This is a genomic window from Prevotella sp. tf2-5, assembly GCF_900115435.1.
Taxonomy (GTDB): Bacteria; Bacteroidota; Bacteroidia; order Bacteroidales; family Bacteroidaceae; genus Prevotella.
This window is the reverse complement of record NZ_FOWK01000004.1, coordinates 233,082-245,135: the sequence shown is the minus strand read 5'-3', so window position 1 is coordinate 245,135 and position 12,054 is coordinate 233,082. Positions and strand designations below refer to the sequence as shown.

The window sequence follows — 12,054 nt, the reverse complement described above, 5'->3', positions numbered from 1 at the left end:
ATGTTTAAAGAACTGGAAAGAATTGGAAAGAAAAGAGAAGTCGCTATGAATAAGATAACGAAGAAAATAGATGATGCAACCAGATAATAAAAGCATATCACATGGCATACGGATCCAGTATGTCAGTGACCTCCATTTGGAGCTCCCTAAGAATCGTCAGTGGATAGCAAAACATCCATTGGAGGTAACTGGTGACATTTTGCTTGTTGCCGGCGATACTGCATATCTTGATTTTCCAAACTCGGAATGCGACACTTATTCTGAATATAAATTCTGGGATTGGGTGAGTCAGCATTACAGCCAGGTTATAGTGTGTCTGGGCAACCACGACTTTTACGGATATTATGACTTGTCCTCTATGCCAAACGGCTTCTGCAAACAGATTCGCCATAATGTTCATGTATACTACAACTGTATAGTGCATCTGGACGATATAGACATAATCGTTTCTACATTATGGTCGAAGATAGAGCCCCAAAATGCATTCCAGACAGAGCAGAGTGTGAGCGACTTCTATCGTATCATGTATGGTGAACATCGACTGACTGCAGATGATTTCAACCATGAACATGAGCGTTGTCTCACATTCATCAAACAGGCTGTTTCAGAATGTGACGCAAAAAAGATAATTGTTCTTACGCATCATGTTCCCACGCAATTATGCACTGCTGCAGAATTTTCAAATAGCAATATTAACGGTGCTTTCACAGTAGAATTGGGCAATTATATTGCAGGTAGTCAGATTAACTACTGGATATATGGACATTCACATCGCAACATCAGAGCACAAATAGGCGACACACTCATTGTGTCCAACCAACTGGGCTATATCTCACATAGTGAACATCTGAAGAACGGATTTAACCCTTCTGCTATGATTGAAGTATAAAACGAGATTGCAAATTAATTGAGGATAGAAGAATGACAACATACAAGCGTTTAGGCGATTATATCAGAGAAGTGAATGTGCGTAATCGGGAGTTGAAGGTTACGAATTTGCTTGGGCTTAGTGTATCGAAGGAGTTCATGCCTTCGATTGCTAATACCATTGGCACAGATATGTCCACTTACAAAATTGTGGAGCGAAACCAATTGGTTTATATAGCAGATACTTCCCGACGTGGTGACAAGATAGCAATAGGTTTGCTCGACAAATATGATAATGCCATTGTTTCTCAGGCTTATACCGTTTTTGAGGTAACAGACCACGAACAGCTATTGCCAGAGTATTTGATGATGTGGTTCCGTCGTCCTGAGTTTGATCGCTATGCACGTTTTCATTCACATGGAAGTGCTCGTGAGATATTCGATTGGGACGAACTTTGTGATGTCATGCTCCCTATCCCCTCCATCACTCGTCAGCGTGAAATCGTATCAGAATACGAAACGCTGACCAACCGCATTCGTCTCAACAATCAGATGATTCAGCATCTCGAAGCCACCGCCCAAGCCCTCTACCGCAAAACCTTCGTCGATAACATCGACAAAGAAAACCTCCCCGAAGGCTGGAGAATGGGAACATTGGGAGAAGTGGCGAATATAAAAGCGGGTGGTGATAAACCACATGATTTCTCAGAAGTACAAACAGAGGAATATAATGTGCCAGTTTATGCTAATGGTATCGAAAATAAAGGAATATTTGGTTTTACTACAAAGCCTGTTATTACAACAAAGAGCATAACTATATCTGCAAGAGGAACTATTGGCTATTGTTTCTTAAGAAAACGACCATTCGTTCCTATAGTAAGACTTATTGTTGTCATTCCACATGACGAGGATGTAACGCAATACCTATTTTATTATTTGAATTATTCAAATATAAAAGGCTCAGGATCTGTTCAGAGTCAGTTAACAGTTCCTGACATGGAAAGTAAAAACATAATCATACCTCCGGTCCCGTTGATACAAGAGTTTAACAAACAAGTTGAAATAATAGATAACTCTATATCATTCTGCGAAAAGGAGAATGAGAAATTAATTGAATTACAGTCTTTGCTTTTGGCGAAGATGGGGCAATAAAATATCGTGCCATGATAAAGATTATTAATAGACTACAATTGTCGGACATGGGCCTGATGGTAAAAGGAACCAAACAGGAAGTGCATCTACAGCAAGGTGCAATGGATGGTGCATGTACAGTCTATAGCATGATGATGTGCTTGATAATAGCACGTGCCATTCACCGAAATGAAGTTGTCAATCTTAATGATGAAAAAATCAAAGGAAACACTTCGAAGGGGCGTCTAATAAGAAATTTCTTATATAACAATGGTTTTGTGAGAAATGGGTATGAGTTGAACGATTTAAATGATGAGCTATTGCATTCTTTCCAAAAGATTATTCACACCGATTACTACTCCATAGGGCAGGATGGTGATGACTTTATGCCAAACATTCTAAAAGCACTCGACAATAATAACCCTGTAGAATTAACTTTTCAACGCAAGGGAAAATCAGGACATGCAGTTGTCGCTATTGGCTACGAAAAGAATGCCAATGGTGTATTGTTGTACATTTTAGATCCTGGCTATTCTATGCCTTCGGGACAATACTGGAACAATGTAATCCAAATTGACTCAAATAGCACCCGTAAATACAATGCTTTGAATTTTGTAGAAAAAGAAAAGATACAAGTTGACGAAGCTTTGGTTATAAAAAAGAAATAATACCGAATTACATTCTTTGCTTTTGGCGAAGATGGGGCAATAAATATGAATTTGATATGAACGATAATTATTCAAAAAGAGCACTTGCATATAGTTTTCTTGCTCATGTAAGAAACTCAGGAACTTTGGTTCAAGGCCCCTTAGAGATATTTGTCCCTTTAGTGAAAAAGGGGTTACATTTTATGAATGTTTCTAAAGAGCAATATAAAGGAGAAAGTATCAACGAAATCCGAAGCATAATCAATGACAATTATAAAGTTGATATTCCTCTACCTGTTTTGCGAACGGTTTTAAGATATATTGCAAATAAAGTAAATAGGCAAGAGCATGTGTTTGAGTTGTACAATGATGATTCTTTTTGGATAAAAGATTACGTTTTTGAAGATTATGACATTTTTTTGAGTCGTAAAGAAAAGGAAATTGATAGCCTTCAAAGTTTGTTCGTAGCTTTTTGTAAAGCAAATGGTCTACCCTCTCAGAACGCAAATATAATTCGATTTATAGAGAAAAACAAAGCATCTCTTTCTTACTATATTTCACATCAAGAAGTGGCTGATGGTGAGGATTATACCATAGAGGCAAAGTTCGTGGAACACTTTAGAGCTATACCTGATATTTATGACCAAATTAAAGACATTTATTTAGGTACCATAATATGTAGTTTGTTAGAATATACACCGTCAAACTTAAAAGTTGACGTTGACTTGTTATTAGATACCAATTTTGTTGTTAGTCTTTTGGATCTTAACACACCAGAATCGACTCATACATGTAGGAAACTTATAGAGGTAAGTAAGTCTTTAGGCTTTTCTTTGCATGTGTTGATTGACACTGTCGAAGAAATAAAAGGTCTACTTACTTTCAAAGCAAACAATTTTGACAAGTCCATCATTCAAAAGTATGTTAACAAAGAGGATATTTATAATGCCTGTTCAAGACATAAATACTCAAAGACTGATTTGGAAAGGATTTGTGATAACATAGAAAACTCTCTAGCGGGTTTTGGAGTGTTGGTTGTTCCTCATACTGAAAAACTTAAAAATATCGCAAAATATAGCAGCGATTACTCTCAATTGAAGAACTATCGTAGTAATCACAAAGCAGCTCTTCATGATGCAATGTGCTTAGCTTATGTTAGAGATAAACGAAATGGCAAGTCATGCAAGAGTTTTGAAGATGTTAATTGCTGGTTTGTTAATAATGCTATCTCTCATGATTTTGATAATGAAGGTATAGATCGGTTGTTAGCATCAAATAATTCCGGAGCAATGCCTGAAACCATTAAAGTTGATGATTTGCTAAATATACTATGGTTAAGTAATCCAAGTATGGGAATACTGAATGATAAAGACATGGTTGACATAGGCCTTACTTCACTTGTTGCTTTTACGTTAAACAAATCATTGCCAAAAGCTAGAATTATAAAAGAATTAGATGACAATATTCAGAAATATAAAGATGAAAATATTTCTGAAAGAGATGTCTTCTTGTTATCCACAAGAATTGCTAATGGGCAAATACGTAATTTAGAGAAACTGAATGAACTGGCCTCTTCTGATACTGCTGCTTTCAATAAGGCCGTCAAAGAAGAAGCAAACAAACAAAACCAAATTGAAATAGAAAGAGGTAAAAAGCTTGATGACATTATTAAGAAATTTGAAGTCTCAATTGAAGATCTGAAAGCACATAAGACTAGAATAGATGAAAAAAATGAGAAATTGAAAACAGACTATGAGCTACAATTAGCTCAGAAAGAAGAAGAACTAAAAAAGAAAGTTGCCTCTAAAGTCGAGGAGATAAAGAATAGCGAAAAGAATCACGAGCAAATCGTTAATGATTTGACCTCCCAATTTGAGAAAAGGCAAAATAAAGATAGGCTTAAACAAATAGCTAAAGAGATAGCATCGTTAGAATTAAGAAAGAATAATGCGCAAAAACAAGCCCATAGCGATTTGACAAATTATAAATTTAAGTTCTTCTGTCCTGGTTTTATAGTTCTGTGTGTTTGGGCTTGGTTCACGTATAATTTCTGGAAACATGACTGTGTTCAATGGCTTATCTACATCATTCCTTTGATAGTTGGAATCCTGTATTGGACATATGCAGGTTTCTTCTGTGATAGCATAAACATAAAGGAATTCTTTCAAAAGAAAGAAGAAGTTTTGAGACAAAAACAATATTTACAATTTCAATATTCAGAAAAGGAATACATGAATTTGGTTGAAGAACAGCAACAGCTCATAAAAGAGTTAAACGAAAATGAGTGACATTAGCAAATATGTTAAAAAAACAAAACAATTGAAAAGATGGACACATTAGGCAAGATGATAAGAATTACCGATTTAAGGTCGGTATGGCCTCATGAGGCAAATGATTTCACAAAGTGGTTGGTGCAGGAGGAGAATCTTACGCTGCTGGGTGATGCGATAGATATTGAGTTGGAACTGGAGGAAAGGGAATCGTCCGTCGGTAGTTTTAATGTGGATATCTTTGCTAAAGAAGTGGGGACTAATCGTCGTGTGATTATTGAGAATCAATTAGAAGATACCAATCACGACCATCTCGGCAAACTGATTACATACGCCTCCGGTAAAGGTGCTGAAGTGATTGTCTGGGTGGTGAAGCGAGCACGTGACGAACATCGTCAGGCGATTGAGTGGCTGAACCAGCATACAGATAACAATATCGGATTCTTCTTATTGGAAATAGAATTGTGGCAGATTGGTGACTCGGCAAAGGCACCACGCTTCAATATTGTGGAAAGGCCCAATGACTGGTCTAAAACGATGAAGACGATAGAAGGACTTTCTGATACAGACCTTCTTAAACTTGAATTCTGGACAGGTTTTAATGAGGCGATGAGCGACAACAATGACTTTACTCGCAATTTCCATGCACGCAAAGCAATGCCTCAACATTGGTATGATTTGAGCATAGGCAGTTCTGCCTATCATGTTGCCTTGACCATCAACACTCAAAAGCAAAGTATTGGTGCAGATATTTATATTAATGATGATAAGGAATTGTTTGAGCGTTTCAAGATGCATAAGGATGAAATCTCTACAATGTTGAATAGTGAGGTGGAATGGCGGGAGGCAAAGAAAGCATGTCGCATATTCATCACAACCAATATCAATCCCAAAAAACGGGAATGTTGGCCGAAAGCCTACAATTGGTTCTTGGAGAAAGCTATCATCTATAAAGAAATTGCATCGAAGTTTGGCGAGTAGTACGTAATGAAAACAGAAAATTTTTGCTTCTATTTTAAAAAATTGCAAATTTTACGCAGATTTTACAGATAGAATATCGATTTATTGGGATTTATCTGTATATTTGCAGCAAAAAATAATGCACAGATATGATACAGGAAATTAAAATTAAAAACTTTCTTTCATTTAAGGATGAAGTTAAATTCAGTTTTGAGGCTTCTAACGATAAGTTCGCGGAAGATTCTCAAGTAGTACAAATTAATGAGAACACGAGGCTTTTGCGCTTTGCAATTGTGTATGGTTATAATGCTTCAGGTAAATCAAATCTGTTAAGAGTATTTGATTTTTTGTCTGATTTCTGGTTTGAAAAAAAAGATGATATAGATGAAAAGACAGGAAATATGCCATTCAAATTGAATCAAGTTTCATCAAACGAGCATTCTTTTTTCGACATGACATTCTTTGTTGAAGATACGAAGTATAATTATCAGTTAGAATTGGATAAATATCAAGTATATTTGGAGAAACTATCTTATTATAAAACGACTCAACCTGTTCTGTTATTTGAAAGAATGCTTAAGGATGGACAGTCTGTTATTAACTTTAAGTCAATAAAAGTTAGTAATGTGGTAAAAGACAGTATTATGGTAAAATGTTTGAATAATATGTCTTTTTTTGCTGCACGTAATCAAGTTAATGCAAATATTCCCTTGATTGATTCTGCAAAAGAATGGATGAAAAATGTAATGCAGACTATAACCCCGTCTACAAATCTGACACAATACGCACAGAGAAAAACATCAAATAATAATGAGTTAACCAATTACATTCTTGATTTTCTTCACGAAGCAGATTTCAATATCACAAATATTAAAACCAATACAATTGATAAGCCTATCCCCAAAGAACTAATGGATATGCTACTTCATGTTGAAGATCTTCCTGAAAAAGAAAAAGAGCGTTTAAAGAACGAGCGTTCGATAAAACATTTACAGACCGATTTTGAACATACTGTAGAAAATAGTAACGGGACTGAGGTTTATAGGCTTAGTTCTGAGGAAGACGAAGAATCAAGAGGTACAATGCGAACGTTTGGCTTAGAATGCGCTCTTTATACTGCAATGCAAAAGAACGCTTTTTTAGCAATAGATGAAATAGAGACATCATTACATCCAAAATTGCTTGAGAAAATTCTATTTGAATATCTAAAGACTTCATCAAAATCGCAGCTAATTGTAACTACCCATAACGATGGGTTATTAGATTTAGTGGATGATCTCATCAGAAAAGATTCCGTGTGGTTTTCTGAAAAGGACAAGGCTGGTGTGACGGATTTGTATAAACTTACAGATTTCAGAGGTGTAAACCGCTTGTCGTCAATCAGAGAGGCTTATCGCAATAAGCGTTTTGGGGCAACAATGAAATAATGTGATGGAAGAAAGAGAATTAGCAGAGGTCGTTGAGCAGCAAAAGTTTTTTGAGGCTGTACCTACTCCCTCTCCAGAAGAAGATGAGGGAACAAGGGACATGGGGCCGTTGTACCCATTCCTTATCAGTGGCGGAACCAATACCGAGCGCTATTACTTTACACATATAAATGACACAACAGGATATAAGTTCAATATCTTTCCAAAATATTTTGGAAATGAGGCCAGTTATACGGAGATATTCCCTGAAAGGATAAAGGACATCATTAAAAATAATGCTGGAGCAAAAATCTTTTGTGTGTTTGATTTAGATACTGTCTTTTGTAATGAGACTAATCAAAAAAAACACCAAACTTTTGAAGATAATCTCAGGCGAGAAATTGGTGAAGGGAGTGTCGTGTTATGCCCAAGTATGCCAAGCATTGAATACTGGTTCTTACTCCATTTTGAAAATTACACTGAACTAATTAAAAGTTGTGGAACAAAATTGCAGAAGTTACTATCGCCCCACATGTTGCCATATTTCCTTGGTACAAACAAAAAGTTACTGAACCTACTAAAAGACAAGAAATATGTAGAAAGTCCTGATTGGGTAATTGAATTATGCAATGACGGAAAGTTGGAATTAGCCATTGAACGGGCAGAAAACAACATTAATGCGGCTGTAGTTGCTGATGAATTAAAGAACCAGTCTTATTCGTACGTTTATAAAGCATTTAAAGAGAGATAATGCCTATGTCACACTTTAACGAACATACGCTGGAGATGGCTATCATGGAACTGTTTGAGCAACAGGGCTACAGTTACGTGAATGGCGAGACGATACACAAAGAGCAGACGGAGGTGCTGCTGCGCGATGACTTGCGGATGTATCTGATGGACAGATATGCTGAGGAAGGCATTACGCCCTTGGAGGTGGAGCGAGTGATGGCGAAGTTGACGGCAGACAATGGTGCTCCGCTCTACGAGCAGAACACACAGACGTATCGCTTGATGACGGAGGGTTTTGCTATCAAGCGTGAAGATGCTTCTCTGCCTGACTTGTTTGTTGAGGTGATAGATTTTACGGATCTTGACAGGAATATCTTTAAGATTGTCAACCAATTGGAGATAAAAGGACTGGTGCGACGCATTCCTGACGGCATTGTCTATGTGAACGGTCTGCCCGTAGTGGTGCTGGAGTTCAAGAGTGCCGTGAAGGAAGACACCACCATCATGAATGCCTATACACAGTTGACAGTGCGCTATCGTAGGGATATTCCTGAGTTGTTCCGCTATAATGCTTTTGTTGTTATCAGCGATGGTGTAAACAATAAATATGGCACGCTGTTTACGCCTTACGAGTTCTTCTATGCCTGGCGCAAGGTGGAGCGTACTGATAAGGCAAATGATGGCATCGACTCCCTGCACACCATGATGGAAGGTCTGTTCCGTAAGGAGAGGCTGCTGAGCGTGATGAAGGACTTTGTATTCTTCCCTGACACCTCGAAGAGTGAAAGGAAGATTGTCTGCCGCTATCCGCAGTTCTTCGCAACACATCGGCTTTATGAGAATATTTTGGAGCACTCACATATCAATCTGCATGGCGATGGAAAGGGAGGAACATACTTCGGAGCTACAGGTTGTGGAAAGAGCCTCACGATGCTATTCCTGACACGTATGCTGATGCGAAGTCGGCATTTGGCAAGTCCTACCATCGTTCTGATTACTGACCGCACGGATTTGGATGACCAGTTGTCTGCACAGTTCGTGAATGCCAAGCAATTTATTGGTGATGAGACGGTGGTAAATGTAGAGACACGCGAAGAGTTGGGCAAGAAGTTGAGAGGAAGAAAGAGCGGAGGGGTATTCTTGACTACGATACAGAAGTTCAGCGAGGATATCAACCTGCTTTCAGACCGAGCAAACATAATATGTATCTCCGACGAAGCCCATCGTTCGCAGACGAATGTGGAGCAGAATGTGACCATTTCTGATAAAGGCGTGAAGCGCAGCTACGGCTTTGCCAAGTATCTGCACGACTCGTTACCCAATGCTACCTATGTGGGCTTCACGGGAACACCAATAGATGCTACGATAGACGTGTTTGGCGATGTGGTGGATAGCTATACTATGACAGAATCGGTAGCTGACGGCATCACTCGTCGCATCGTTTATGAAGGAAGAGCCGCCAAGGTGTTTGCCGACCACAAACAACTGGAGGCGATAGAGGCATACTATAAGCAATGTGAAGAACAAGGTGCCAATGAATACCAGATTGAGGAAAGCAAGAAAGCGGTGACACAGATGAACAAGATTCTGGGTGATCCGAACCGATTGGCTGTGGTGGCGAAGGATTTCATAGAGCACTACGAAAAGCGAATAGAGGAAGGGAGTACCGTTTGCGGTAAGGCAATGTTCGTATGCTCCAGTCGCGAAATTGCCTATGACCTGTATAAACAGATTATTGCCTTGCGCCCTGAATGGGAAGAGAAAATTGGCTCAGAAGACCAAACTCCTGTAGAGCGTATCCGATTGGTGATGACACGTGAGAAGGATGATGATCCTAAGCTTCGCGAATTGATTGGTTCGGACGAAGACAGAAAAGCTCTTGATGTGTTGTTTAAAAACCCTGACTCTAACTTCAAGATTGCTATCGTCGTGTCTATGTGGATAACAGGTTTTGATGTGCCTTGTCTCGACACGATGTATATAGACAAGCCTTTACAGAAACACACGTTGGTACAGACTATTTCGAGGGTGAATCGTGTGTTTGAAGGCAAAGATAAAGGACTAGTGGTTGACTACATTGGTATCAAGAGCAACATGAACAATGCGCTGAAACAGTATGCCGGTGGTGGTGATATGGGTGATAACGTGGAAACCATCGAACAGAGTGTGACGATGGTAAAAGACGAGTTGGATATTCTGCGCAGGATGTTCCATACCTTCGATTATAGCAAGTTCTCAACGGGTACACCGCTGGAACAATTGGAATGTTTGAAACATGCGGCTGAGTTCGTGCAGGCTACGGAGAAAACACAAAATCAGTTTATGGGTCATGCTAAGAAACTGAAATCGGCCTTCAACCTCTGTTCCAACCATGAGGCTATCAACGATAAGGATCGTGAGGACATTCATTTCTTTACGGGAGTAAGGTCTATCATCTACAAACTGACAAAAGGTGATGCTCCCGATGCCTCGCAGATGAATCGCAAAGTGAGCCAAATGATAGCGGAAGCTTTGAAGTCGGACGGAGTTGAAGAGGTAGCTCAGGTAAATGCAAATACAAAGGACCTGGACTTGCTGAGTGAAGACTATATGACGAGGCTGGAGAAGCTGAAGTTGCCTAATACGAAGGTGAAACTGATGGAGAAACTGCTTCGGACTGTTATTACCGACTTCAAGAAAGTCAATAAGATGAAGGGTGTGGATTTCACCAAACGTCTGAATGCGTTGGTGCAGCGATATAATGACCGTAGCGACAATGCCGTGTTTGCCGAAGAAGTACTCAATGAGGTAGCCAAGCAGATGGCAGAACTGCTGAAGGAGGTGAACAAAGAGAAGAAATCGTTCAAGGACTTAGGTATCACTTACGAAGAAAAGGCTTTCTATGACATTTTGAAAGAGATAGCTCATAAGTTTGGCTTTGAATATCCAGAAGACAAATTGCTGACGCTGGCAGCTGCTGTGAAGAAGATGGTGGATGACAAGTCGAAATATACTGACTGGGCAAACCGTTCTGACATCAAAGCGGAACTGCAGATGGACTTGATCCTGATATTGGCAGAGCATGGTTATCCGCCAGTTCCGCAGGACGAAGTCTTTAAGGAAATTTTTGAGCAGGCGGAGAACTTTAAGAAATATGATCAGGAAGATGTTATAAAGGAAGATGCGCCTATTATGTTTTATAAATTAGAGAATGTTGAGGATGACCGTGATGTACGCAATCTCATCTTTAATCGTCTGCACATGGATGTTTCTATTAGCGATGGTGAATTGCAACGCGAGGTTATCGAACTCTATGGTGAACGTTATCCAGATATGTTACTAAATGACTGGCGTCATATCATTAAGGCATACACTCCGATGGTCAGAGAAACTGTTCAATCAAAGGCTAAAGAAGTGTCGATACAATCTGAACAGTTAAGAATGGTTGCTGAACCTCTCGAAGAACCAAATAAAGACGAGTAATGAATAGGATAGTACTTATTGGAAATGGGTTCGACTTGGCTCACGGTCTCAATACTAGATATGAAGATTTTATAAACTGGTATTTCCCAAGACCCTTTGCGTGTGACACGTACCTGGTACCTGTCACATCCGGGCAGCACAAAAGCGGTTGAACCAGCCATACAATCCCGGACCTGTCGCCTCTCCGAATAATCTTCCACGTGGTAGGATGGATACTGAGCCTGAGGAAGAACAGGCTGTTGGCAACGTGCTGGATAATGATGTGGCTATGAAATACTGGCGACAACTGCAGGAATATCGATTCGTGGATGAGAAACGCCAGCTACTGGCGGAAACGACTCGTAAACAGGCTATGTGTATCGCTGAGATGTTTGCTGAGAAACTGGGTCTGAAAGCCAAGTGGAAGACTTTCGAGATGTTCTGGAATATCAAGAATCTGGCGCAAGAGAAATATGATTTGCAAGAAAAGGGCTTGTTGCCTTCAAGATATAAGGAAATGGAGCTTATCTTCTCCGACTGACGTAACTATCTGATAATCAATACAACTTCCCCCTATATAGTCCCTATTATAGTCCCTAT

Annotated in this window: 10 protein-coding genes; all 10 read left to right on the top strand. The window is 39.3% G+C overall.

Features of this window, described 5'->3' with window-relative positions; translation table 11 throughout:
• Positions 1 to 70 precede the first annotated feature (70 nt).
• Entirely contained in the window at positions 71 to 889 is an 819-nt protein-coding gene (locus BM257_RS06330) for a metallophosphoesterase (RefSeq protein WP_255405590.1), read from the top strand.
• Positions 890 to 921: 32 nt separating this feature from the next.
• On the top strand, positions 922 to 2,019 hold the full coding sequence (locus BM257_RS06325; protein ID WP_092069859.1) for a restriction endonuclease subunit S: 1,098 nt from the start codon (positions 922 to 924) through the stop codon (positions 2,017 to 2,019).
• An 11-nt stretch (positions 2,020 to 2,030) separates the two neighbouring features.
• On the top strand, positions 2,031 to 2,666 hold the full coding sequence (locus BM257_RS06320; protein WP_092069856.1) for a C39 family peptidase: 636 nt from the start codon (positions 2,031 to 2,033) through the stop codon (positions 2,664 to 2,666).
• A 56-nt stretch (positions 2,667 to 2,722) separates the two neighbouring features.
• Positions 2,723 to 4,933 (top strand): hypothetical protein, encoded by a 2,211-nt coding sequence (locus tag BM257_RS06315; protein ID WP_092069853.1) that lies wholly within the window; start codon positions 2,723 to 2,725, stop codon positions 4,931 to 4,933.
• Between the two features lie 39 nt (positions 4,934 to 4,972).
• Entirely contained in the window at positions 4,973 to 5,896 is a 924-nt protein-coding gene (locus BM257_RS06310; RefSeq protein WP_092069850.1) for a DUF4268 domain-containing protein, read from the top strand.
• A 128-nt stretch (positions 5,897 to 6,024) separates the two neighbouring features.
• A complete protein-coding gene (locus BM257_RS06305) occupies positions 6,025 to 7,302 on the top strand; it encodes an AAA family ATPase (protein ID WP_092069847.1) in 1,278 nt (425 codons plus the stop codon).
• 4 nt (positions 7,303 to 7,306) lie between these two features.
• Positions 7,307 to 8,032, top strand: a complete 726-nt coding sequence (locus BM257_RS06300) for an RloB family protein (protein WP_092069844.1) — start codon at positions 7,307 to 7,309, stop codon at positions 8,030 to 8,032.
• Between the two features lie 5 nt (positions 8,033 to 8,037).
• The gene (locus BM257_RS06295; protein ID WP_092069969.1) at positions 8,038 to 11,475 is read left to right on the top strand and encodes a type I restriction endonuclease subunit R; all 3,438 of its coding nucleotides are present in this window, start codon (positions 8,038 to 8,040) and stop codon (positions 11,473 to 11,475) included.
• Positions 11,475 to 11,627, top strand: a complete 153-nt coding sequence (locus tag BM257_RS15275; protein ID WP_369821306.1) for an AbiH family protein — start codon at positions 11,475 to 11,477, stop codon at positions 11,625 to 11,627. Before BM257_RS06295 ends, BM257_RS15275 begins: the two co-directional genes overlap by 1 nt.
• Positions 11,624 to 11,995 (top strand): hypothetical protein, encoded by a 372-nt coding sequence (locus tag BM257_RS06285; protein WP_143096782.1) that lies wholly within the window; start codon positions 11,624 to 11,626, stop codon positions 11,993 to 11,995. Before BM257_RS15275 ends, BM257_RS06285 begins: the two co-directional genes overlap by 4 nt.
• Positions 11,996 to 12,054: the final 59 nt, after the last annotated feature.